Origin of the sequence: Agreia sp. Leaf210, from assembly GCF_001421485.1 — a bacterium.
GTDB lineage: Bacteria > Actinomycetota > Actinomycetes > Actinomycetales > Microbacteriaceae > Agreia.
The window spans coordinates 1,014,698-1,038,896 of the sequence record NZ_LMKK01000001.1; the positions used below are offsets into that span (position 1 = coordinate 1,014,698).

The window sequence follows — 24,199 nt, forward strand, 5'->3', positions numbered from 1 at the left end:
GGGGCTCACAGCCAACTCCCAGTAAAATAACGTTTTGGTAACTAGCGCTCCGTTACTCAACCGTTATATGGTTCTAGAGCGTTAGTTGTTTGCTGTGGCAGGTAACGCGGAATGTGATTGCAGGACACTCTTGGTGCAAGGGAAGAAAGCCCGTCGTTAGCCTCTACGACGGGCTTTCTGTCTGTCTGCGAACGCGTCGCTCCCGCGGGGATGTCAACCCGCCTCGCCTGTTTCGGGGATTACCCGGTGGCCGCCCTAATGTGGAGCCACGAGAGGATCTCCATGACCAAGCCAGCCTCCCCCGTCGACGCGTGGGAATCCCTTTTCCGCACCCAGGTCGCCGTGATGCGGCAGATCGCTTCGGAGTTCCCCTCTGACGTCATCTCTCTGAACGAATACGACGTTCTCTTCACCCTCACCCGCAGCGAGAACCGCACCCTGCGCATCCGCGAACTGAACGAGAACGTGCTGCTCACCCAACCCAGCATCTCCCGCCTCGTCGACCGGCTCTCGGCCCGCGGTCTCGTGACCAAGCTCACCGATCCGAACGACGGACGGGGAACCCTTGTCGCTCTCACCGACGCCGGCTTCGCCCTGTTCCGCGACGCCGCCCGCATCCACGGCCGATCGATCACCAGTCGTATGAATGCCGCACTCTCGCCCGAGGAGCTCACGGAGTTGGCCCGCCTCACCGGCAAGCTCTACGCAAGCGTCACCGCCAAATGAGCGCGCCCAGCGTCGTTTGGTTTCGCGACGATCTGAGGGTTGCAGACAACCCCGCCCTGCACGAGGCCGCCCAACGCGGCGAGCCCATCGTGTGCCTCTACATTCTGGATGACGCCAGCCCAGGGCTCAGGCCGCTGGGCGGCGCGGCCCGCTGGTGGCTGCACCACAGCCTCGAGACCCTCGCCTCGTCGCTGCGCGACCTCGGCCTCGAACTGACGCTTCGACGTGGCGCCGCCGCCGACGTGATCGACGCCGTCGTCGGCGAGACGGGTGCCGCCGCCGTCTTCTGGAACCGTCGTTACGGCGAGGCCGAACGCACGGTGGATGCCGGCATCAAGTCGTCGCTCCGGGCTGCGGGCATCGAGGCGCGAAGCTCTCAGGCTGCGCTGATGTTCGAACCCTGGACCGTGCTCACCGGGCAGGGCGCCCCCTATCGCGTCTTCACCCCGTTCTACCGGTCGTGCCTCGCCCAACCCGAGCCACGGCATCCGCTGCCCGTCGACGACGACGTGTCGGCCTTCACCGGCGTGACCGGTGACGATCTGGGCGACTGGGCGCTGCTGCCCACCACGCCCGACTGGGCGGGCGGACTGCGCGAGGCGTGGACTCCGGGAGAGAAGACCGCACTCGAGAGGCTGCGCGCATTTCTGGCCGACGAACTGTCGTCGTACGTGGCCGAGCAGGACCTGCCGGCGCAGGACGCGACATCCGGTCTCTCGCCGTATCTGCGCTGGGGCGAGATCAGCCCGTTCCAGGTGTGGCACGAGACCCGCTCGTTCGTCGCCTCGCTCGACAGGCGCACCTCGGAGGGCGCCCGAGCCGCCGAGGGGGCGAGCGCGTTTCTGCGCCAACTCGTGTGGCGCGAGTTCTCGTACCACCTGCTGTTCCACTGGCCGCAGATCACGCACGCCAATATGCGGCCCGCCTTCGACGACTTCCCGTGGGCCGAGCCGACCGACGTCGTGATGGAGGCGTGGCAGATGGGTCGCACGGGCATACCGCTCGTCGACGCGGGCATGCGCGACCTGTGGCAGACCGGCATCATGCACAACCGGGTGCGCATGGTGGTGGCCTCGTTCCTCGTGAAGAACCTGCGCATCGACTGGCGCGAGGGCGAGAGGTGGTTCTGGGACACCCTGGTCGACGCAGACCCCGCGGCCAACGCGGTGAACTGGCAGTGGGTGGCGGGCTCAGGGGTCGACGCGGCACCGTACTTCCGCGTGTTCAATCCCGAATTGCAGGCTTCCAAATTCGACCCGCACCGCGAGTACATCCGGCGCTTCGTGCCCGACATCGACGACGAGACCTACCCGCCGCCGCTCGTCGACCTCAAAGAGTCGCGCAAGGCCGCGCTGGATGCCTACGCCTCGATCTCGAAGGATCGCGCGTTGGGCGAGCCGGGCGCCTCGGGCGACTAGCTAGATTCCCTCGCCCGGCACGATCGTCGAGTCGATGCTGCGGTTCAGCGCCTGCGCATCGGCGTCGAGGTCTCGGAGCTGCTGCTGAAGGTCTCCGAGTCGCGTGGTCTTGTCGTTGATGGCCGTCCTGCGCGTCTCGAGCTCGGAGTCGCGGGCGATGAGCGCCGCCTTGTCGGCGTCGAATCCGGCCGGGTCGCCCGAGTAGCCATACGCCTGGTTCTTGGCGATGAAGGCATCGATGTCGGTGTTCAGCTGCGTCTGATCGGCATTGAACGTCGCGGTGTCCGACTCGATCTCGTCTGCCAGCGCCAGAATCTGGTTCGACAGGTCGGTCGTCTGCTGCTCGAGGTCGCTGAACACCTTCATGTACGAGGCGTGCAGGTCGACGACGACGCTGCGGTCGTTGAAGTAGCGCTTGTAATAGGTCTCGAGCTCCGGGTCGAGATCGGCGAACTCGGTGCCGATGATCGAATGGAGCTCGGTGATGCGGGTGCCCGGCTGCGACACGGCGTAGGCATCCATGCGCTCGGCGAGCTCAGGGTCGTCGCCGTGCTCCTCGTAGGCCTTCTCGAGAAGGTCGCCCAGGTGATCCTGCGACGCCGTGTCGAGGCGGTCGAACGCCGCGTGCAGCATCTCGTGCGCCGCGGTGACCTCGCGCAGTCCGTCGAGGCGCTCTTCGGTGACGTCGTAGAGATGGATCGTCTCGCCCGTGTAACAGCCGAGAAGGAACTGCTCCGGGCGGATTCCGCAGGCCGTGTTGAACTCGTTGGCCGTATTCAGCTCGGGATGACTCGTGTAGAAGATGAAGGTGCCGACATCGTTCAGATCAGCACGCTCGACCAGCGACGCGATGTTGTCACTCGGGGTGTAGTCGGCCACCGACTGGCGGTCGGCGATGAGCCGGGCGTTTGCCATGTAGTAGACGCCGCCCGAGACGGGGAGTGCGATCGCCAGCAGTGCGGCGACCCCGACCATCAGTCCCTGCCACCAGGTGATTCCGCGCGTGCGCGCCGGCTTCGGCGACCCGGATGCGTTGGGCTGCGGCGCATGTGACGGAAACTGCTGGGTGGGCTGCGGCGGATAGGACGGTTGCGGGGCGTGCTGCTGTGGCATGGGGGGAACCGGCGGTCGACCTTCTGCGCCGCCCCGCTCGGGGCCGGTCGGATACGGGGGAAGACTCACGGAGGTTCCTAACACTCGTCACAATCCTGCTGAACAGACTAGCGGGGAGCGGATTTCGAGAGAGGAAGAGCCGAATAGACTTGAGGGCGATCGCAAGACGAGGAGCACGATGAGCACACGCTGGACACGCGTCGCTCGCGGCAGCCTCGCCGCCGTCTTCTCCACCTTCGTCGCCGCCTTCTCGCACGCCATCGCCGGCGGAACGGCCCCGAGCATTGCGGCGGTCTCGTTGGCCATCGCCTTCTCGACCATGATCTGCGTGGCCCTCGCCGGACGCGGCCTCTCGTACTGGCGCATCGGCGCCTCGGTCGCCGTGAGCCAGGTCTTCTTCCACACTCTCTTCAGCCTCATCGCCACGCCCGCGGCGCAGACGGCCACAACCGCGCGGCCTGCTCACAGCGGCCACGACATGGCCGCGATGTTCGCACCCGCCGGCCCCGGCGCATCCAGTGCTCTGGCGGTGACCGTCGACATCGCCATGGTCGCCGGTCACGTGTTCGCCGCGGTAGCGACCTTCGCCGCGATCGTCTGGGGTGAACGCGCCGTGCGTGGCCTCCTGGCCGCCGCGGTGCTGCGCTCGAGCCGTCTCGTGGCACTCCTTCTCCCCGCTCCCACCTTCGTGCCCCGCGCGATCCGCGTGGGTCGGGTACACCGCATCGACGCACCGGCCGCGCTCGAGGTGCTGCGCGCATCCCTCTGGCACCGCGGTCCTCCGCTCTTCGCCTGACCCCTCACCTCGCTCGGACCGGCACCCGCCCGCGTACCGAGACTTTTTCGCGCACCCCGCGCATCCACCTCGCCGGAGCAGCCGCGCGTTCGACGCGCCCCTCCGCACTCTTCTCAAGGACCCACCATGAAGAAATCCACCTCGCTCACCCTCGCCTCGACCGGCCTCGGCCTCGGACTGCTGATGGCCGTCGCCGTTCCGCTGTCGGCCAGCGCTCACGTGAGCGTCACGCCCGCCGCCACGGCAGCCGGGTCGTACACCGTGCTGACGTTCGCCGTTCCGCACGGATGCGACGGGTCGGCCACCACGTCGATCACCATCGACGTTCCCGAGTCGATCGCATCGGTGACCCCCACGGTCAACCCCAACTGGGACGTGTCGAAGACCATGACCCCGCTGGCCACGCCCGCGACGAATGCTCACGGCGCAACCGCGACGGAGCGTGTCGGTCAGGTCGTGTACACCGCCAAGACGCCGCTGGCCGATGGATACCGCGACACCTTCGCTCTGTCGCTGCAGCTCCCCGCCGATGCAGCAGGCACGACCCTCGACTTCCCCGTTCTGCAGACCTGCGAGACCGGGTCGACGAACTGGAACGAGATCCCGGCCGACGGCGCCGACGAGGACTCGGTCGAGCATCCGGCGCCCAGCATCACGGTGACCGATGCCGTGGCGACCGAGGCCGATGGCGACCCGATGAACGCCGCCTCCGCTTCGTCGGATGCGTCGGGTTCGGCTTCGAGTGCCGCCTCCGGCTCGTCGGATGACGTGCTGGCACGCGTTCTCGGCATCGGCGGACTCGTCGTGGGAGCCGTCGGCGTCGTCATCGCCGTCGTGGCCACGCGACGCTCGCGGGCGGCCTAGGCGCATGCGCATCCCTCTTCCGCGACTGTCGAGTGGCGCGACCGTGGCGATCGGCGCACTCGCGCTGCTCGGCACGGGCGCGCTCACCGTCGGCGCGATCGGTCAGGTTCCGGCCGCGTCGGCGCACAACTATCTCGTGTCGTCGACCCCGGAGGCGGGTTCCGTGCTCACCACGCTGCCGAGCGACTTCGTGATCACGACCAACGACGTGCTGCTTGACTTCGGCGGCGGCAACACCGGGTCGGCAGGAGCCCTCGAGGTGCAGGGCCCTGACGGCAAGTTCTACGGCGATGGATGCGTGACCGTCTCGGGACCCTCGATCTCGACAGCAGCAGCGCTCGGTCCGTCGGGCGACTACACCGTGCTCTGGCGGGTCGTCTCGACCGACGGGCATCCGGTCTCGAACCAGTTCTCGTTCACCTGGCAGCCGGATGCGGGCCAGCCCGCCTCCTCCGGCTCCGCGACCGCGCCCGTCTGTCCGACGGCGGTCGACGATGCGTCTGCGCCGTCTTCTTCCGACGGCGCCGACACCTCTGTGGCGGCTACCTCGAACGACGAGTTCCTCTCGGTCGCGGCATGGGGCGGCGGTGCACTCGCCGCCGTCGCGGTCGCGGTGGGCGTGACGCTGTTCGTCCTGCGTCGCCCGAAGCTGGGAGCCGGCTCCGGAAGTGATTCACGCTCCTCGAGGGATATCTAGCCCTGCCGCGAATCGGGGCTCTCGCCGAGACTGGTGAGAGCTTCGGTTCGCGTCCTTCGTGAGAGAAGCGAAGAAAGAGCAGGAATAGCGTGATCGCACACAGCACAGCCGCGCCGACTCAACCGGCGATCTCGCTTGTGAGACTGTCTCCTACAGAGTGGCGAGTGTCCGATCCTCGCGTCTCACCGCACGACGCCGCATCGCTGCTCGGGTTCATTGAGGCACGCGGCACCCTCTTCGAGGTGACGCTTTTGAACGGCGGCGTCGCATCCCATACAGCTCGCAGCCTTGATGACGCACTGGAACTCTTCGCGTCGAATAATGATTCAGCTCGTGTCTCGCCTAATGTGGGAGGATCATCGCGCGCAGCGGCGCAGTAAGGCACGAGGGGACATCATGGGAAAGTTGCTATACGGTGACTCCGATATCGAGATCGAGTTCGACGACCGGGCGCTGACGCACCTGCAGATCGTGATCGGCTCCAAGCTGCGCCGTGGTGAGAGCTTCTTCTTCTCATGGAAAGACGACCCGGCCATCGGCGACGGCCGGTCCAGCATCTGGCTCGACAAGTCGATCCCCCTGTACTTCAAGTTCTTCGGCGGCAAGATGCCCACGCTGAACCGCGAATGGCTCGAGATCCTGACCTCGTCCGCGAACAGCGGCCAGGGACTCATCTTCTCCGAGGAGCCGAACGGGTCGACCAACCCGCCCCGCGGCCACGTCTAGAACCTTCCGCGGCGTCTAGCACAGCCAGGCAGGACTCGCCCAACACCCCCTTGATGGGGGTACTTTAAACCTGTTGTTTACACGCTCGTCTCTCGCGCGTCGCTCGCTGTCCCTTGGATAGATGGATACCACCCATCATCTGAACAAGGGATCTCCATGCCCCGCATGATCCATGCGCGAACCACGATCGGCCTCGCCGTCGTCGTGGGAACAGCACTCGCCGCCAGCCCCGTGATCGCCGTGCCCGCGCTCGCCGCCAGCGCGGGCGTCATCATCAACGAGGCGTACGTGAACGGCGGCTCCGCCGGCGCGAGCTACCTCAACAAGTACGTCGAGCTCTACAACCCCACCGACGCCGCTGTCGACCTGAGCACGATGTCGCTGCAGTACCGCTCCGCCACGGCGGCGGCGAACCCGACCGGAGTCCTTCCGCTGTCGGGAACCATCCCGGCCGGCGGGCACTACCTCATTCAGGGCACGAGCAACGCCGCCAACGGAGAGGCGCTGCCGACACCCGACGCCACTCTGTCGTTCTCCTTCGCGGGTGGAGGAGGAACACTCTTCCTCGCGAACCAGACCACCGCCCTGTCGGCGCCCGCCACGGGCTCCCTCGTCAACAACCCGGCAGTCGTCGATCTTCTGGGCTACGGCACGTCGAACACCTTCGAGGGCACCCCCGCGGCAGCGCCCTCCGTGACCACCTCGCTGACCCGCTCGAGCACCACCGACAGCGACGTGAACTCCGTCGACTTCTCCGCCGTCGCGCCGACTCCGGAGAACAGCACCGGCGGGCAGGATCCAGAGCCGGAGGAGCCATCCGGGCCGCCGACTCCGGCCTCGATCGCCGAGATCCAGGGCACGACCGACACGAGCCCGCTGGCAGGACAGAGGGTCGTCACCCGCGGAGTCGTGACCGCGAGCTACCCCACGGGTGGCCTGAACGGTTACGTGATCCAGACCCCGGGCACCGGAGGAGCGCTCGACCTCGCCTCACACGCGGCATCCGATGCCGTCTTCGTCTTCTCATCGGCCACGGTTCAGCAGGCGACCGTCGGCGCGTACGTCGAGGTCACCGGCGCCGTGTCGGAGTATCAGGGCCTGACCGAGGTGACCGTCGCATCCGGTGGGCTGACCGTGCTGGCCGAGGCGGCGACGCCGCCCGCCCCCGCCACCATCGCCGTTCCCACGGACGCCGCCCAGCGCGAGTCTCTCGAGAGCATGCTGATCGCCCCCGTCGGCGACTACACGGTGACCGACAACTACGACACGAACTTCTACGGATCCGTCGTGCTCACGGCGGGCAGCGAGCCGCTCGTGACGCCGACGTCGGTGACGGAGCCCGGCAGCGCCGAGTACAGGGCGCTCCTGGCCGCCAACGAGGCCGCGAAGGTGACTCTCGACGACGGATCGAGCACAGACTTCTCGAGCTCCGCGAACAGCTCGACTCCGCTTCCGTATCTGACGGTCGAGGCCCCGGTGCGCATCGGCGCGGGCGTGACCTTCACCCGCCCGGTCGTGCTGGACTACCGCTTCGAGGCTTGGAGCCTTCAGCCGACTCAGCAGTTGACGGCCGTGAACGCCGCCGAGGTGCAGCCGGCGACGTTCGAGAACACGCGCACGCCCGCCCCCGCCGCGGTCGGCGGCGACGCCGCCGTCGCCTCGTTCAACGTCCTCAACTACTTCTCGACCACGGGCGACGAGCTCACCGGATGCTCGTTCTACACGGACCGAGAGGGCGACCCCGTCACCGTGAACAGGGGCTGTGACGCTCGTGGCGCGGCCGAGCAGGAGGACCTCGACAGGCAGCAGGCCAAGATCGTCTCGGCCATCAATGCACTCGACGCCGACGTCGTCTCTCTCGAGGAGATCGAGAACTCGGCACGCTTCGGAGAGGCACGCGACGCCGCCCTCGCCCAGCTGACCGCAGCCCTCAACGCCGCGGCCGGCGCCGACACCTGGGCATTCGTCCCCTCGCCCTCCGCCATCCCCGCGGACGAAGACGTGATCCGTACGGCCTTCATCTACAAGCCGGCCGTCATCACGACCGTCGGCCCCTCGGTGATCCTCGACGACCCGGCCTTCGTGAACGCGCGCGACCCTCTGTCGCAGGTGTTCGCACTCGCCGATGGAGGCGACGACAGCCAGTTCATGGTGATCGTGAACCACTTCAAGTCGAAGAGTTCGGGCACGGGCGACGACGCGAACCAGAACGACGGGCAGAGCGGGTCGAACGCATCGCGCGTGCGCCAGGCCAACGCTCTCGTGACCTTCGCCGCCGACCGCAAGGCCGAGACGGGCATCGACCGGGTGCTGCTGAGCGGCGACTTCAACGCCTACGAGAAGGAGGATCCGATCGACGTGATCCTCGCGGCCGGGTACACCGATATCGGCGAGGCGACGGGCAAGAAGAGCTACGCGTTCGAGGGCGCTGTCGGTTCGCTCGACCACGTGTTCGCGTCGAGCGCGGCCGCGGCGGATGTGACGGGTACAGACATCTGGAACATCAACTCGGTCGAGTCGATCGCCCTCGAGTACAGCCGCTACAACTACAACGCGCTCGACCTGTATCGGGCCGACCCCTACCGCTCGAGCGACCACGATCCGGTGGTCGTCGGCTTGGCTCTGCGGGAAGACGCGCCGGTCGACCCGGGAACCCCGGGTACACCGAGCGATCCCGGAGCAGGGGTTCCGAGCGGAGGCGCCGGGGGCGCTGGCGGCGCCGCATCGGGCCGCCTCGCAGCCACCGGAACGGACGCCTCACCGGCGCTGTTCGCGGCCCTTGCGCTGCTCGTGCTCGGGGCGGGGTTCGGTCACGTCGCTCTTCGTCGTCGCCGCGCCTAGTCGCGACTAATTCAGGAGGAGCGCGTCTCCGTCGCCACAGTGGCCACGGCGACGCGCTCCTCCTGAATTGCTATCGGGGTGTCAGCCCTTGAGCCTCTCGACCAGAATGGCGCGGCTCATCCGCGAGTAACCGACGATTCCCTTGGCCTTCGCCTGAGCGCGAAGCTCGACGAGGGTCGGCGGCTTGGTCGGGGCTGTCGCCGCGGTCTTCGGCGCCGATGTGGGGGCGGATGCCTTCGGCAGGTCGAGACCGCGCTTGGTCGCCGGCGGCGCGGATGCGATGGGCGGCGCGGCCACCTTCTTCGCACCCTGCTTCTTCGCGGCGGCGGGTTTCTCGGCGGCGGGCTTCTTCGCCTCGGGCTTCTTCGCCTCAGGCTTCTTCGCCTCGGGCTTCTTCGCCGCGGGCGCGGCATCCTTCACGACGTTCTCGAGGTCGCGGCCGACCTTCTCGGCCTGCTTGCGCAGCTCCTTCGAGCGCTCGCTCGCGGCCTTGCGCGCCTTCTTCACTGCGGTCTCCGCGGCGGCAATCGCCTCGCGTGCGGCCTTCTCGAGCTTCTTCTCGATGTTCTTCGCAGCCTTCGACGGGGTCTTCTCGTTCGACTTCTTCGTCGCCTTCGAGGTGGACTTCTTCGTCTTCTTATCAGCCATGTCGGCACCCTTCTCTTCCGCGGCGCTGGCGCGTCGGGGTTCCAGAGTGGCAGTGCTCAGTGTGAAAGCACCGAACCACGCACTCGACACACGCTCGTGCCCGCGGCGCTCAGCTCGGGAGCGGCGGCGGGTCGTCGAGGAAATCGCCCGTGGGCGTGAAGTACAACGAGCCCGTGACCGCCGTCGAGAAGTCGAGGATGCGGTCGTAGTTTCCCTCCGGATCGCCGACGAACATGTTCTTCACCATGCGCTCGGTGACCGCAGGAGTCTTCGCGTAGCCGATGAAGTACGTGCCGAACTCGGCCTCGCCGATCGTGCCGAACGGCATGTTGTCGCGCACGATCTTGAGTTCGTTGCCATCGGCATCCGTCAGCACGGTCAAGACCGTGTGGGCGTTCGGGGCCTTCTTCTCTTCGGCCTGCTCGACGTTGTCGGCCTTGCCCCGGCCGATCGCCTGCTCCTGCTGCTCGACGGTGAGGGTGTTCCAGGCCGTGAGGTTGTGCAGGTACTTCTGCACGACCACGTAGCTTCCTCCCACGAACTGGGGCACGTCGTCGCGGACGATCACGTTCTGCACGGCCAGGGCGCCGGTCGGATTCTCCGTGCCGTCGACGAAGCCGAGCAGGTCGCGTTCCTCGAAGTACTTGAATCCGTGCACCTCGTCGACGACGGCGGAGTACCCTCCGAATCGTTCGACGAGAAGGCTCGCCAGCTCGAAGCAGAGATCCATGCCCTTGGCGCGGATATGGAAGAGGATGTCGCCGGGCGTCGTGACCGACGAGTGCACCGCTCCGTGGAACTCGGGCAGAACGTGCAGCTCCTTCGGGCGCGGCCCGTCGAAGAGCCGCGACCAGGCATCCGAGCCGATCGAGGTGATGCACGTGAGCACGCCATCGGGCACACGGAAGCCCACGGAGCGCGCGAGACCCGAGATGTCTCCGAGGGCGTCGTGCACCAGCTGCTCGTTGCCCGGCGCCACCGTCAGCACGAGAAAGATCGCGGAATCGCTCAGCGGATTCAGGATGGCTTGGGATGCGGCGAGTGGCACCCCGTCGACAGGATCGGTCACACGTGAACGCTACTGGAGCGGTACGCCGACTCCACTAGACGGGCGTCGAAACCTTCGGCGGAGCCGACCCACGTAGCGGCCGGCCCGCGACCGGCGTCAGCCGACCTCGTCGACGGGCGCCGTCGCATCCAAGGGATGCGCGATCTCGTCGCGCGGCATGCGGGCGATGAGCAGAGCGGCGACCGCGAAGAAGACGGGCACGATGGCCGCGACGAGGAACGTGGGCATAAGGCCCACCGCCTCGCCGACCGGGCCTGCGAGCGCCATGGACACCGGCATGAGCGCCAGCGAGACGAAGAAGTCGAGGCTCGAGACCCGGCCGAGCAGGTGACGCGGAACACGGCGCTGCAGGAGCGTTCCCCAGATCACCTGGCCGGCAGAGCCCGTGAATCCCACGATGAAGACGGCGACCGCCATCACCCAGAGCTCACTCGTGAACCCGATGACCGCGAGCGGAACCGAGCCGACGCCCCACGCGAGCAGCATCACCGTGAGGTAGCGGCGCGGCAGTCGTCGAGAGGCGACGAAGATCGATCCGATGGCGCCGCCGACACCGAAGGCGGCGAGCACGAACGCGAACGATCCGGCGCCTCCCCCGGTCTGGTCGCGCACCGCGAACGGAAGAAGCACCTCGATGGGCCCGAGCATCACGAGCACCCAGCCGAACGCGAACAGCAGGGTCGCGAGCAGCCACGGCGTGCGCACCATGTAGACGACGCCCTCCCGCATGTCGCGATAGACAGAGACGATCGGATGCGCGGAGTCGGCCGAGCGGTCGCGCACGACGGGCACGCTGCGCATCAGGCTGAGTCCGGCGAGCGCCAGCACGTGCACGACCACGATCACCGTGAACGCAAGAGGAGGACCGCCGAGCGCGATGAGGCCGGCAGCGAGGGCGGGACCGGCCGCCTGCATCGCGGCGGGGCGAAGCACTCCCTCGATTCCGTTCGCCGCGAGCAGGTCGTCGGCGGGGAGAAGCGCAGGCAGGATCGCGGAATACGCCGGGTAGAAGAACCCCTCGCCGATGCCGAGGAGAGCGGCCGCGACGACGAGATGCCAGAGCTCGAGAGATCCGGTGAGCGCGAGCGCGGCGACGCCGGCCATACTCACCAGCTTGACCGCCTCGATGCCGACCAGGATGAGTCGCTGCGGCACGCGGTCTGCGACGACTCCCCCGATGAGAGTGGCGCCCACCATGCCGATGCTCGTGGCGGTCGCGGTGATCGACAGCTGCAGCGGGCCCCCGCCGAGCTCGATGACTTGCCATACGAGGGCCACCAGCCACATGCCGCCGCCGAACAACGACAGTGTGAGCGCGCCGAAGAGCAGCCGGTACTGCCCGGTCGCGAAGGGCCGCATGGCGCGGGGAAGCTGTGCCATACCTCCACGCTACGGGCTTGCGCGGCTGCATCCGCGCCGCTTCGGCGCATCCGCGCCTGCTCGGCCTGGCGCGGATGCTCCCAGAAGGCGCGGATGCCCATGCGAGAGACTGGATGCATGGCCTCCGCTCGCAGTTTTACGCCCGAGAGACTCTTCCGCGTCTTCGCCCTGCTCGAAACCATCACGTGGACACTGTTGATCATCGGCATGATCCTGAAGTACGCGGTCGGAGTCGGCGACTGGCCGGTGTCGATCGCGGGGTTCATCCACGGACTGATCTTCATCGCGTACGCGCTGCAGGCCGGCGTCGTGGCCGTGAACCAGCGGTGGCACCTCGGCCTCGCGACGCTGGCCGTCGCATCCGCCGTCGTGCCCTACGCCACGATCCCGATGGAGCGTTGGCTGGCCCGCCGCGGCAACCTCGAGGGCGGATGGCGCACGGAGGCGACAAGCGACCCCCGAGACGCGCGCCCGCTCGATCGCGCGTTCCGCTGGGCGATTCAGCGGCCCGTCCCGTTGGCGGGCGGCCTTCTCGTGGCCCTCGTCGTCATCATGGCGACGCTGCTGATGGTCGGCCCTCCCGGCGGCAAGGCCTGACCCGCGGAGCGCTCCCGGTCAGAGCTTCGGTTCGTCGGTCCCATCCGCGATAAGCAACTCGATCTTGAGTTCTTGCACGCGCCGGTAGCTCTGGAGTGCGGCCGTCGCCGCCAGCATCAAGCGCGCGAGGATGACCACGAGAACGATGGCACCGATGAAGAGTGCGACCATGAACGCGATGTAGGGGATCGGGAACCAGTCGTTGTAGAACATCTACTCGACGCTAGTACGCGGCGCGATGAGACTTCGACTCCCGACTCAGTCGCACGCCGCTCGCCTGTATTCAGGAGAACCGCCCCAAACCGGCCGAGTTCGCACTCGGCGTGCCGGTTTTTCCTGAATTCGAGCACTCGAGGGCAAGAAAAAAGCCCCCGACTCTCGCGAGTCGGGGGCTGATCATGCTGTGCGCCCTAAGGGATTCGAACCCCTGGCCTTCTGATCCGTAGTCAGACGCTCTATCCAGCTGAGCTAAGGGCGCAGGTCAAGACCAGATGAAATCCTAGCACGCCTCACGGCGCCTCGTTGACGCAGCCGAAAAAGCACGCGTCGCAGCCGCAGATACCCCCACGCCACTTGCCACGTCTCGCCGAGCTCGAAGCGCTCGAGAACGGCGCGCTGCAGCGAGGTGTCGCGCGGCAGTTCGTCGAGGCGGCTCAGGTCTCGGGTGCGGAACACGAAGTACAGCGCGTCGGTGTGGCCGTCGCTCGAGTGACCGATCGGCGTGAAGCGGCGCACGAACGATCCCACGTTGCTCTCGGGCGCGACGCGGTCGAGCAGAAACGGGTCGAGCATCCATGAATCGCAGGTGACGACAGACACCGGATACTGCGGAAAGTGCTCTGCGAAGAACTGCTTGGCCGCGGCCAAGCTCTCGTCGACGAGGCTCGGCAGCAGCGGCCCGGACTCCGGAATGTGAACGGCCAACACCCAGTCACCCGCGGCGATCACGCCCTCGACCTCGATCGTGTGCGTTGCTCGCTGCAGGGCGAATTGCAGCCGGCCCAGGGCGAAGATGCGCACGGTGAAGTGGTGGGTCAGCCAGCGCCAGGTCTGCAGGCCGAACTCCCCCGTGACTCGACGACTGATGGCGATGTGCCGTCCGACATCGGCCAGAGTGTCGCGAATCACCCGATCGGGGATGTCGTGGCGTCGGCTCCAGGCCACCACTCGCGGAGTCAGCGTGAAGAACGCCTTGAGCCAGACCAGGGGATCCTGCGTGGGCTCGTCGAGCGGAATCTGATTGAAGCTGCCGAAGCTGCGCCTCAGTGCCGCCACCACGAGCGCGACCTGCTCCTCGTCGCCATCGCTCTGAAGCAGACGGGTGCAGTCGGCGCGATCGGCGTCGTCGATGGCGAGAAGATCGAACAGATCGGTCAGACCGGCGAGGTCGGGGGTGTCGTGCGTCACGGCGGGCGCCGCCTCCTTGGGTGTCGTCGTCTTGGGTGTCGTCGTCTTGGGGGTCATCGACTCGAGATGCCGTCGAGCATGCCGCTGATGAAGCGCTTCTGCAGAAAGAAGTACAGCACGACGATGGGCGCCGCGATGATGATGCCTGCTGCCGCGAGCAGAGAGTAGTCGGTCGCATGCTGACCCTGGAAGAAGGCGAGGCCCAGGGGCGCGGTGCGCAAGTTGTCCTGCGTCACCATCACGAGGGGGATCAGGAACTCGTTCCAGGTCCACATGGCCACGAGCAGGCACATAGTCATGATCGATGGAATCGACGGGGGAACGATGATCTGCCACAGGGTGCGCAGATCGGTGGCTCCGTCGAGCCGCGCCGCCTCGATCACCTCGCCGGGGAACGACATGAACTGGTTTCGCATCCAGAAGATGCCGAAGGCGAGCGACTGCGCGATCTGCGGCAGGATGAGCGCCCAGTAGCTGTCGGTGACATGCGCTGAACGCAGGTTGAAGTACAGCGGAATGATGAACGCCTCGGCCGGCAGCAGCAGACCGGCGAGCAACACGAAGAACACGATGTTCGAGCCGAAGAATTTGAGCCGCGCGAACGCGAATCCGGCCATCACACTGAGCACGGTGGTGACCACGATCACCGTGATCGTGACGATGACGCTCGACATGATGTACTGCGCGAAGTGACCGCGATCCCAGGCTTCCACGAAGTTGCCGAGCTCGATCGACTCCGGCATGCGGAAGCCGCTCGTGGAGCTCGACGGGCTGACCGCGGTGATGACGACACCGAGCAGCGGCACCAGCGCGAACGCCGCGAAGATGACGAGAACGAGGTAGGTGACGAGCTTTTCGCCGAGCGAGAGCTTCATTCGGTGTCCTTCGGCTGCAGGCGTCCGATCAGGGCGGTGATCAACAGGATGCCGATGGTCAGCACGACCGCGACACTCGCGGCGGATCCGACCTGGCCCGAGTTGAACGCGCGGTTGTAGGCCTCGAATGCGGGAACGGAGGTGCTGTTTCCCGGCCCACCGCGGGTGGTGATGTAGACGAGGTCGAAGGTCTTCAGCGACGACACCACGGTGAGGGTGAGCGCCACCGTGATCTGGCCGCGCAGCGCGGGCAGCGTGATTCCGAAGAACTCCTGCAGGCCGCTCGCGCCGTCGAGGCGAGCGGCCTCGAACAGTTCGGGCTGCACGTTGCCGACCCCGCTCAGAAAGAGAACGAGACAGAGGCCGACGTTGAGCCAGGTACCGACGAAGCCGACCGATACCAGTGCGGTGTTGAAATCGCCGAGCCACACGTGGGTGAGCGAGTCGAGCCCGATCGCCCGCAGCAGCGTATTGAGCAGTCCATTGGGCGAGTAGATCGAGAGCCAGGTCGTGGCGATGACCACCGACGCGATGACCTGGGGAAGGAAGAGCACGGTGCGAAAGAAGGACATGCCGCGAAGGGCATGAGCCCGCGAGATGACCATCGTCAGCAGCAGGGCGATGGCGATCGGCAGGAACGAGTAGAACACCACGAGCACGCCCACGTGCAGGAACGAGTCGCGCAGCTGCTCGTCTTGAACGATGTCGATGTAGTTCTGCACCCCGGCCCACGTGGCGACACTCAGACCGTTCCAGTCGTAGAGCGAGTACCACGCTGTCTGCAGAGTGGGCACGATGAGAAAGATCAGCGAGAACGCGAGCGCAGGGGCGACGTAGAGGAACGCCTTGAGCGAGGCGATCCGGCGCCGACGGGTGCGGCTCGGCGCCGCACCCGTCGTTCGCGTCTCACCCGAGCGAAGCCGAGTGGTGACGGTCATTCGGAGTCCTTACTTGCTTCCCACGAAGCCGGAGTAGTCCTTCTGGAGGATCTCCGTGAAGGCTTGCGGCGTCACCTGCTTGTCGGTCAGCTGTTGCACCGCACTGGTGAGCGTGTCGTAGAACGTGGGCGTGGAGTAGTCGAGGTACGGGACCAGTCCGCCCGACGAGGTGACCGAGCCGTAGGTGTCGAACACATCCGTCTCGAGACCCGGCTTCGGCGTGTAGTCCGCCGGAATCACGGAGGGCAGGCTGTTCTCGTCGATGAAGGTCTTGGCCGCTTCGGCGTTGTTGATGAAGTCGATGTAGGCGGCAGCGACATCCGGGTTCTTCGAGCCCGTCGTGACGGCCCACGCGAGACCCTCACCACCCGTGGTCACCGGAGAATCGGCGCCCTTCGGAGTGAGTGTGGTGAAGCCGGCGTCGTCGCCCATCGCCTCCGAGATCGCGGCCTGCTTCCAGGTGCCGACGATATAGAAGGCAGCCTGACCGGCCTCGAACTGGGCGAGGGCGTCATCGCGAGACACACCGTTGGCGCCCTCGGTGATGTAGCCCTTGCTCGACCAGTCCTGGATGGTCTTCGCCGCTTCGACCGTCGCGTCGTCCGTCCACGCGCCGCCCGCACCGGTGACGAGCTCGTTCACCGCGTCGGATCCGGCGATCGCCGCCTGCACGACTCCGAACAGGTGGATGCCGGGGCTCTTCTCGATGTCTCCGTAGGCCATGGGCAGGATGCCTGCGGCCTTCGAGGCGGCCATGCTCTTCTCGAGATCGTCGAGCGAGGTGGGGGCTTCGACGCCGAGCTGGCTCAGGATCTTCTTGTTGTAGTAGATGCCCACCACCTCTCCGGTCTGCGAGATACCGAAGAGGTTGTCGCCCTGCCAGGTCTTGCCGTCGGCACTGAAGGAGTTGATCTTCAGCAGAGACTCCGGGTAGTACGAGCTCCAGTCGTAGAGGCCGTCGTAGTCGTTCAGCGAGCGGATGAGACCGCCTTCGACGAACGCTCCCATGTCGGGGTACCCCTGGTTCGCCTGAACCACGTCGGGCGGGTTGTCGCCCGAGAGCGCGAGTTTGAGAGTCGTCTTGAGATCGGCGAACGACTGGGTCACCCTGTCGATCTTCACGTTCGGGTACTTCGCCGAGAACGCCGCGTTGAGCTTCTCCTGTGCGTCGGTGATGCCCTCGTCGGTGTTCTGGTCCCACACGGTGAGGGTCACGTCGCCAGCGCCGGCGACGTCTTTCGACACCGGGCCGCTCGACTCCGCGGGAGCCGACCCCGCTCCGGGAGCACAGGCGGTGAGCGACAGTGCTACCGCGACGGATACGGCGATGACTCCTGTCCAGGAACGTTTCTTGCCATTCATACTGACTCCTCGACTTGCTGGGGCGAACTGAGTGATGGGGAAGGGTGATCGGGATGGTCGAGCGAAAAAGGTGGATCGGGTGCCTGCCATACAAGCTATGGTTCGTATGTTTCGTGCGGGTTACCGTTTGATTGCCACTGTAAGTACATTCTGATTCGAACTACTTCGTTCGATTTTCGCCCTATATGGTGAGTGTATGACACGCGCAGAGATTTTCCGAGAGTCGGAATACGCCCCGGGTTCGGTGGGCGACATCTTTCGCCTGATCCGTTCGGGCGCGGCCACCTCACGCTCGGCTCTCGCTCGTCAGATCGGTATGGCACCCTCCACGATCTCACTCCGCATCGACTCCCTCATCCGACTCGGCCTCATCAGCGAGGCCGGCGACGAACAGTCTCGCGGCGGCCGGCGAGCGCGCGCGCTCGAGGTCGCGACCACCGCCGGGTTCGTCGGGGCGATGGATGTCGGTGCCCACCACGTGCAGGTCGGCATCGCCGACCTCGGCGGGCGCATGCTCGCCATAGAAGACGTCCCCGTGGCGATCGAAGACGGCCCAGCCCCGGCCGCCGAGGCGCTGTGGGCAGCCCTGCAGAACCTGATCGTCGCCCATGACCTCGATGAGGCGCACCTGCGCGGCGTGGCGATCGGTCTCCCCGCACCCATCGAATATCCGAGCGGCCGCGTCGTGCTGCCCTCGTTCATGCCCAGCTGGCACAACGCCGATCTGCCCGGACTGTTCGCCGAGTTCACCAGCATTCCGGTGCTCGTCGAGAACGACGCGAACCTCATCGCCCTGGCCGAGCAGACCATGGGAGACCACAGCAGCGACCAGCTTCTGGCCGTCAAGCTCGGCACCCGCATCGGCTGCGGCATCATCTCCGACGGCCGTCTGCATCGCGGAGCCGGCGGCGCGGCCGGCGAGATCAGCCATACCGCCGTGCAGGGAACATCGACGATCTCGTGCGTCTGCGGCACCCCGAACTGCCTCGAATCCGTCGCGAGCGGCGGCGCGATCGTGTCCCGGCTCTCGCAACTGGGCTACAGCGTGCAGACCGCTGCAGACGTCGTCGAGCTCGGCCGCGGGGGCGACGCTCAGGTCGTCGACATCCTGCGCAGCGCCGGCACCTCGATCGGTGGCGTCCTCGCCTCGATCGTCAACTTCTTCAATCCCCGCGACGTGATCCTCGGCGGTGCCATGTCCGCGTCGGCGCCGCTGGTCGCCGCCATCAGAGCCGAGCTCTTTCAGCGCTGCCTGCCCCTGGTCGGCAACGACCTCGACGTGCGCGCCGCCCGCAGCCCGGGCGACGCCGGCGTTCGGGGTGCCGCACACCTCGTTCTCGAAGAGGTGCTGGCCCCGGCCCGCATCGAACAGCTCGTCCGAGAACTCGACGACACCCCCGACACCGCACCCTCCGACACCACGGCGCAGACCGCCTGATCCTCTCGGCATCACCTCCACCCGAACCTGCGTCCTAGAACAGCGAGTACCTCCGTGATCCACCCGCACCACTCGGCCCTCGACGTCGTCATCGCTATCGACATCGGCGGCACCACCGTCAAAGGCGCGGCCGTCGACGCCGCGGGCACGGTGCTCGCACGGCAGACAACCTCGACCTTCGACGCCGAACGCGACGCATACGCGAGCGTGGTCGCGATCGCGCGCCAGCTCGTCGACGAGGCCGCGGCGGCCGGTTACACGACAGCGGGCATCGGCATCGCCACGCCGGGGCTGGTCGACCCCGCCTCGGGCACCGTGCGTTTCGCCGCGAATCTCGGATGGGATGCTTTTCCGTTGCGCGGCCTGCTCGAGGCCGAGTTCCAGGTCGCCGTCTATGTCGGCCACGACGCCCGAACGGCCGCGCTCGCCGAGCGAGTGGCGCACGGAGCCGGCGCATCCGGCACTGAGGCCAGCGCGAGCTACGACCCCGCGTACGACAACGCCCTCATCGTGCCCATCGGCACCGGAGTCTCGTCGGCCGTCGTCACCGGCGGGGTTCTCGTCGAGGGAGCCACGGGCGCCGCCGGCGAGCTCGGTCACATGCAGGTCGTGCCGAATGGCGCCCTCTGCACGTGCGGCCAGCATGGCTGCATCGAGGCCTACGCGTCGGGAACGACGATCCTCGAGCGATACCTCGAGCGCGGCGGAACGACCGCCTCGTCGACCCAGGAAATCGCATCCGTTCTCGACACCGACCCGGTGGCCGCGCGTGTGTGGGCAGACGCCGTCGATGCCCTCGCCATCGGGCTCGCCGGCATCACCGCCGTGCTCGATCCGGCCGTGATCGTGATCGGCGGGGGCGTCTCGGCGGCGGGCGACACCCTGATCGACCCGCTCCACGAGGCCGTCTCCGCCCGCCTCGGCTGGCGCTCGACCCCGCGCATCGAGCAGTCGGCGCTCGGAGCGCTGGGCGGCCTGATCGGCGCGGCGATCCTCGGCTGGGCAGACCGGGTTCCGGATGCGGGCTTCGCCCGGCAGACTCTCCGTTCGTTGAGCTCGGCCCCACAGGGAGCAGCCGATGCCTAAGCCCGTTCTCGCCGGCAGCTCGCTCGACCGGAGGCTGATGCTCATCTGGGGAGCCGGCGTTCTGGCCTACATCGTCTCCATCGTCAACCGCACCTCGCTCTCCGCGGTGGGCACCGAAGCATCGGCACGATTCGACGCCGACGCGTCGACGCTCGCACTCTTCGCCGTGCTGCAACTGCTCGTCTACGGAGCCATGCAGATCCCCGTCGGCCTCCTGCTCGACAGATTCGGCTCGCGTCGCGTGATGACCGTGGGAATGCTGGTCATGGCATCCGGACAACTCGTGATGGCCCTCACGCCCGACGTGCACATCGCCATAGCCGCCCGCGTTCTGCTGGGCGCCGGCGACGCCGCGATCTTCCCCAGCATCCTGCGCGTGATCGCGGCCTGGTTCCCGGTCAAGCGCGCCCCCATTGTCATTCAGCTCACGGGGCTGCTCGGGCAGTTCGGCCAGATCGTCTCGGTCATTCCGCTGGCCGCCCTGCTGCACGCCACGAACTGGCCCACCGCCTTCGTCTCGCTCGCCGCCGTCGGTGCGCTGGCCGGCATCCTGACCTTCGCCGTGGTGCGCAACGAACCCGAGAAGACGGGCGCGATCACCGTCGTCACGTCTCGCCGCGATCTGCGCCAGGGCTTTGTGGATGCCTGGAAACACCCGGGCACGCGGCTCGCGTTCTGGTCGCATTTCTCCACACCGTTCGCGGGAAATGCGTTCGCGCTGCTGTGGGGCTACCCGTTCCTCATCGAGGGGCTCGGACTCTCGGTGCAGCTCGCGTCGCTGATCTTCACCTTCTATGTGCTGGTCGGACTCGTGTTGGGCCCGCTTGTCGGCGCGGCGTCCGCCCGGCATCCACTGCGTCGATCGTGGATCGTGCTTGCCGTCGTCGGGGCCCAGGCCGCGCTCTGGGCCGTGGTCATCCTCTGGCCGGGGGCCGCTCCCCTGCCCGTGATCTTCGCGCTCGCCGCCGCTCTGTGCGCCGGTGGCCCGGGCTCGATGATCGCGTTCGATCTCACCCGCGCCCACAACCCCGCGCAGCGCCTCGGCACCGCCACCGGAATCGTCAACGGCGGCGGTTTCCTCGCCAGCGTGATCGCGATCCTCTTCATCGGCATAGCGATGGATGTGCAGGGCGCGGGAACTCCCGCCACCTATTCCCTCGCCGCGTTCAAGGTCGCGTTCCTCGTGCAGTTCCCGATCTGGGCGATCGGCATCATCGCCCTGCTGCGCGAACGCCGCCGCACCCGCGCGGTGATGGCGGCCAGAGGCATCCACCTGCCCCGCATCCGCGACGTCATCGCCCGAAGGCGATGACCCTGTGCCCACCAGCTCTTCACCCGCCCACCTCTCCTCCGACGGAAAGACAGCCATGACACACACTCCGCTTCGAATCGGCCTCATCGGTGCCGGTGGCATCAGCAATTCCCACCTGCCGCATCTGCTCACGCTCGGTGCCGACGTCTACGTCTACTCCGAGGCGGGCGCGCCCGAGCTGGTCGCCCAATGCGGTGGAACCGTCGTCGACACGCTCGACGAACTGCTGGAGGCCGTGGACTTCGTCGATGTGGCCACTCCGACGTTCACTCACCACGCCCTGGTGAAGCGCGCGCTCGAGGCCGGAAAGCACGTGATCAGCGAGAAGCCGCTGGCACGGACCGACGCCGAGGTCGACGAGCTGGCGAGGCTGGCCGACGATCTCGGACTCATGCTGTTTCCCGCCCACGTCGTGCGGTTCTTTCCGGAGTACGTGCTGCTGAAAGAGGCCGTCGCGTCCGGCCGTCTCGGCGATCTCGCCGTGCTGCGCTTCTCGCGATCCGGCGCCTTCCCCACCCGCACGCCCTGGTTCGCCGATCGAGCGCTGTCGGGCGGCATCATCATGGACCAGATGATCCACGACATCGACATCGCCCGGTGGGTCGCCGGCCCCGTGACGCGGGTCTCCGCGGTCTCGTCACGGGCCGGGGATGCGACGGTGCCGGTCGAGGCGGCGCATGTTCTGCTCACGCACGCCTCAGGCGCCATCAGCCACATCGCCGGAATCTGGGGTCCGTCTCACCTGCCGTTCACCACGGAGTACTCGGTGACCGGAACCGAAGGCTCGCTGGCCCACTCGTCTGCCGCGGAACGCAACTACATCTCGCACCTCGCCAGCGTCGACGGGCCGAGCGGTCTTCTGCCCGAGGTCGACCCGGCCGAGAACCCCTACTTCGCCGAGCTGCGCGAGTTCACCGACGCCTTCGGCGGCGGCGGCGTGCCGCGGGTGTGCGCCTCCGAGGGAGCCGAGGCCGTTCGCCTGGCCAATGCCGCTCTGCTCTCGCTCGAGACGGGGCAGCCCGTCGACATCGACTCCCCCGTGTCCCCCTCCGTCCAGGCCACCGGAAAGTAGAAGACGATGCGCACACCCGATCGCCCCTTGAAGATCGCCGTCATGTCGTTCGCGCACACCCACGCTCGCGGCTACATCGAGCTGCTGAAGAGCACCCCTTCGGTGAGCCTGCTCACCTCCGACCCCGGCGAGCATCCCCCTGCAGAGCTGCGCGGTCGTGCCTTCGCCGAGCACCTGGGCGTCGACTACGTCGACAGCTACGACGAACTCATGGCATGGCAACCGGATGCGGTGATCATCACCAGCGAGAACGCCCGCCACCGGGCCGACGTCGAGCGCGCGGCCAAGGCCGGAGCGCACATCCTGTGCGAGAAGCCGCTGGCCACGAGCCACGCAGACGGCGTGGCCATGCTCGAAGCGGCAGACGCCGCAGGCGTCATCCTGATGGTCGCGTTTCCCGTGCGCTTCGCCAGCACCTTCTCTCGCCTGAAGGCCGAGTACGATGCCGGCCAGCTGGGCCAGGTCTTCTCTGTTCGCGGCAGCAACAACGGCAAGCTGCCCAGCGAGCGCGCCTGGTTCACCGACCCGGCGCTGTCTGGCGGCGGCGCTCTCGTCGATCACGTCGTGCACATCGCCGACCTGCTGGAGGCGCTGATGGGTGCGACTCCGGTGTCGGTGACCGCCGTCACCAACCAGAAGCTGCACGCCGAGCGGGCCCGTGCCGAGACGGCCGGTCTTGTGACCATCAGCTACGACAACGGCATGATCGCCGCCATCGACTGCTCCTGGAGCCAGCCCGACTCGGCGCCCACCTGGGGCGGCGTCTCCGTGACCGTGGCCGGCACATCCGGAACCGTGGCCGTCGACTTCTTCGGCCCGCGCGCACGTGGCCTCGACACGGCGACCGGCCTGCCGATCGAAGCGCCCTACGGCCCGAACTTCGACGAGGCACTGCTCTCGACCTTCATCGACGCGGTCGTCACGGGTGCACAACCCCAGCCCGACGGCAATGTGGGGCTGCGTACACTCGACATCGTCTTGGCGGCACAGGAGTCGGCGCGCACCGGTCGCACGATCGCCGTCGCAGACGTCGCGAACATCACGTAGGGGGCAGCATGCAGGTCATCATTCTTCCCAGCGCGGCCGCGATCGGCGACTACGCGGCCGACGTGATTCTGCGCGGCGTCGCCGAGCGCCCGAGCTACGTTCTCGGCGTGGCCACCGGTTCGTCGCCGCTGCCCGTCTACGAGGCGCTCGAGCGGCGGTGGATTCCCGAGCTGGCCGGCATCTCCGCCTTCGCCCTCGACGAGTATGTCGGGCTGCCGTACTCCCACCCCGAGAGCTACCACTCGGTGATCGACCGCGAGGTCACGACCCGACTGCGGCTGGATCCGAACAGGGTGCACGTTCCCGACGGGTTCGCCGACGATCCGGCCGCGGCCGCGACGACGTACGAGACGGCGATCCGGGATGCCGGCGGCATCGATCTGCAGCTCCTCGGCATCGGCGGCTCGGGGCACATCGGCTTCAACGAGCCGACCTCGTCGTTCGCGAGTCGCACCCGCATCAAGACCCTCACCCCCGGGACGCGCAGCGACAACGCGCGTTTTTTCTCGTCGCCCGACGAGGTACCCCTGCACTGCATGACGCAGGGGCTCGGCACGATCCTCGACGCGCGACAGGTTCTGCTCGTCGCAACAGGAGAGAAGAAGGCCTCGGCGATCGCCCGGGCCGTCGAGGGTCCGCTCACGAGCATGTGCCCGGGTTCGGCGCTGCAGCTGCATCCGGATGCGACGGTGCTGCTCGACGAGGCGGCCGCGAGCGAGTTGACCCTCAGGGACTACTACCGCTTCGTGTTCGAGCACCGCCCGAAGTGGCAGCGCTGACGGCTGGC

At 67.2% G+C, this 24,199-nt stretch carries 23 protein-coding genes and 1 tRNA gene; 14 read left to right on the forward strand and 10 right to left on the reverse strand.

All coding sequences use genetic code 11. From position 1 onward, the window contains the following. Positions 1-282 precede the first annotated feature (282 nt). Complete coding sequence (locus tag ASE64_RS04830) at positions 283-726, forward strand: MarR family winged helix-turn-helix transcriptional regulator (protein ID WP_082465894.1); 444 nt, start codon at positions 283-285, stop codon at positions 724-726. Then, a complete protein-coding gene (locus ASE64_RS04835) occupies positions 723-2,144 on the forward strand; it encodes a cryptochrome/photolyase family protein (RefSeq protein WP_055776582.1) in 1,422 nt (473 codons plus the stop codon). The genes ASE64_RS04830 and ASE64_RS04835 overlap by 4 nt, the downstream gene beginning before the upstream one ends. Here ASE64_RS04835 and ASE64_RS04840 read toward each other — a convergent pair whose 3' ends face one another. Beyond that, a complete protein-coding gene (locus ASE64_RS04840) occupies positions 2,145-3,326 on the reverse strand; it encodes a hypothetical protein (RefSeq protein ID WP_146077631.1) in 1,182 nt (393 codons plus the stop codon). A gap of 109 nt (positions 3,327-3,435) precedes the next feature. Here ASE64_RS04840 and ASE64_RS04845 point away from each other — a divergent pair, with 109 nt between their 5' ends. The 5 genes from ASE64_RS04845 (at position 3,436) to ASE64_RS04865 (ending at position 9,181) form a co-directional block, all read left to right on the forward strand. Next, a complete protein-coding gene (locus tag ASE64_RS04845) occupies positions 3,436-4,053 on the forward strand; it encodes a hypothetical protein (RefSeq protein WP_055776588.1) in 618 nt (205 codons plus the stop codon). Between the two features lie 126 nt (positions 4,054-4,179). Beyond that, positions 4,180-4,917: a YcnI family copper-binding membrane protein gene (locus tag ASE64_RS04850; RefSeq protein WP_055776591.1), complete on the forward strand. Its 738-nt coding sequence runs from the start codon at positions 4,180-4,182 to the stop codon at positions 4,915-4,917. A gap of 4 nt (positions 4,918-4,921) precedes the next feature. Beyond that, the gene (locus ASE64_RS04855) at positions 4,922-5,614 is read left to right on the forward strand and encodes a copper resistance CopC family protein (protein ID WP_055776594.1); all 693 of its coding nucleotides are present in this window, start codon (positions 4,922-4,924) and stop codon (positions 5,612-5,614) included. 396 nt (positions 5,615-6,010) lie between these two features. Beyond that, positions 6,011-6,340, forward strand: a complete 330-nt coding sequence (locus ASE64_RS04860) for a DUF7882 family protein (protein ID WP_055776597.1) — start codon at positions 6,011-6,013, stop codon at positions 6,338-6,340. A gap of 156 nt (positions 6,341-6,496) precedes the next feature. Further along, on the forward strand, positions 6,497-9,181 hold the full coding sequence (locus ASE64_RS04865; protein ID WP_055776600.1) for an ExeM/NucH family extracellular endonuclease: 2,685 nt from the start codon (positions 6,497-6,499) through the stop codon (positions 9,179-9,181). 81 nt (positions 9,182-9,262) lie between these two features. Here ASE64_RS04865 and ASE64_RS17640 read toward each other — a convergent pair whose 3' ends face one another. The 3 genes from ASE64_RS17640 to ASE64_RS04880 form a co-directional block, all read right to left on the reverse strand. Beyond that, positions 9,263-9,829 (reverse strand): hypothetical protein, encoded by a 567-nt coding sequence (locus tag ASE64_RS17640; RefSeq protein WP_200920098.1) that lies wholly within the window; start codon positions 9,827-9,829, stop codon positions 9,263-9,265. 109 nt (positions 9,830-9,938) lie between these two features. Further along, entirely contained in the window at positions 9,939-10,898 is a 960-nt protein-coding gene (locus tag ASE64_RS04875) for a Dyp-type peroxidase (protein ID WP_055776605.1), read from the reverse strand. A 96-nt stretch (positions 10,899-10,994) separates the two neighbouring features. After that, the gene (locus tag ASE64_RS04880) at positions 10,995-12,278 is read right to left on the reverse strand and encodes an MFS transporter (RefSeq protein WP_055776608.1); all 1,284 of its coding nucleotides are present in this window, start codon (positions 12,276-12,278) and stop codon (positions 10,995-10,997) included. Positions 12,279-12,395: 117 nt separating this feature from the next. Here ASE64_RS04880 and ASE64_RS04885 point away from each other — a divergent pair, with 117 nt between their 5' ends. Further along, positions 12,396-12,875: a DUF3817 domain-containing protein gene (locus tag ASE64_RS04885; protein ID WP_055776613.1), complete on the forward strand. Its 480-nt coding sequence runs from the start codon at positions 12,396-12,398 to the stop codon at positions 12,873-12,875. 18 nt (positions 12,876-12,893) lie between these two features. Here ASE64_RS04885 and ASE64_RS04890 read toward each other — a convergent pair whose 3' ends face one another. The 6 genes from ASE64_RS04890 to ASE64_RS04915 all read right to left on the reverse strand — a co-directional run bounded on the left by ASE64_RS04890 (position 12,894) and on the right by ASE64_RS04915 (position 17,457). After that, positions 12,894-13,088, reverse strand: a complete 195-nt coding sequence (locus ASE64_RS04890) for a hypothetical protein (RefSeq protein WP_055776616.1) — start codon at positions 13,086-13,088, stop codon at positions 12,894-12,896. A gap of 191 nt (positions 13,089-13,279) precedes the next feature. Next, positions 13,280-13,353, reverse strand: a tRNA-Arg gene (locus tag ASE64_RS04895). Next, the gene (locus tag ASE64_RS17090) at positions 13,344-14,339 is read right to left on the reverse strand and encodes an acyltransferase domain-containing protein (protein WP_162234543.1); all 996 of its coding nucleotides are present in this window, start codon (positions 14,337-14,339) and stop codon (positions 13,344-13,346) included. Before ASE64_RS17090 ends, ASE64_RS04895 begins: the two co-directional genes overlap by 10 nt. Then, complete coding sequence (locus ASE64_RS04905; RefSeq protein ID WP_055776620.1) at positions 14,336-15,157, reverse strand: carbohydrate ABC transporter permease; 822 nt, start codon at positions 15,155-15,157, stop codon at positions 14,336-14,338. The genes ASE64_RS17090 and ASE64_RS04905 overlap by 4 nt, the downstream gene beginning before the upstream one ends. Beyond that, complete coding sequence (locus ASE64_RS04910; RefSeq protein ID WP_082465898.1) at positions 15,154-16,095, reverse strand: carbohydrate ABC transporter permease; 942 nt, start codon at positions 16,093-16,095, stop codon at positions 15,154-15,156. The genes ASE64_RS04905 and ASE64_RS04910 overlap by 4 nt, the downstream gene beginning before the upstream one ends. Positions 16,096-16,104: 9 nt before the next feature. Next, complete coding sequence (locus tag ASE64_RS04915; RefSeq protein WP_055776622.1) at positions 16,105-17,457, reverse strand: extracellular solute-binding protein; 1,353 nt, start codon at positions 17,455-17,457, stop codon at positions 16,105-16,107. A gap of 196 nt (positions 17,458-17,653) precedes the next feature. Between ASE64_RS04915 and ASE64_RS04920 the strand changes: the two genes are divergently transcribed. The 6 genes from ASE64_RS04920 to ASE64_RS04945 are packed head-to-tail and all read left to right on the forward strand — an operon-like array spanning position 17,654 to position 24,191. Next, a complete protein-coding gene (locus ASE64_RS04920; RefSeq protein WP_055776625.1) occupies positions 17,654-18,895 on the forward strand; it encodes an ROK family transcriptional regulator in 1,242 nt (413 codons plus the stop codon). Between the two features lie 54 nt (positions 18,896-18,949). Further along, on the forward strand, positions 18,950-19,981 hold the full coding sequence (locus tag ASE64_RS04925; RefSeq protein ID WP_055776629.1) for an ROK family protein: 1,032 nt from the start codon (positions 18,950-18,952) through the stop codon (positions 19,979-19,981). After that, on the forward strand, positions 19,974-21,293 hold the full coding sequence (locus ASE64_RS04930) for an MFS transporter (RefSeq protein WP_055776635.1): 1,320 nt from the start codon (positions 19,974-19,976) through the stop codon (positions 21,291-21,293). The genes ASE64_RS04925 and ASE64_RS04930 overlap by 8 nt, the downstream gene beginning before the upstream one ends. 55 nt (positions 21,294-21,348) lie before the next feature. Beyond that, positions 21,349-22,365 carry a Gfo/Idh/MocA family protein gene (locus ASE64_RS04935; protein ID WP_055776637.1) on the forward strand — a complete coding sequence of 339 codons (1,017 nt, stop codon included), beginning with the start codon at positions 21,349-21,351 and terminating at the stop codon, positions 22,363-22,365. Between the two features lie 6 nt (positions 22,366-22,371). After that, positions 22,372-23,412, forward strand: coding sequence for a Gfo/Idh/MocA family protein (locus tag ASE64_RS04940; protein WP_055776640.1), 1,041 nt, complete (start codon positions 22,372-22,374; stop codon positions 23,410-23,412). Between the two features lie 8 nt (positions 23,413-23,420). Then, complete coding sequence (locus ASE64_RS04945) at positions 23,421-24,191, forward strand: glucosamine-6-phosphate deaminase (RefSeq protein ID WP_055776642.1); 771 nt, start codon at positions 23,421-23,423, stop codon at positions 24,189-24,191. Positions 24,192-24,199: the final 8 nt, after the last annotated feature.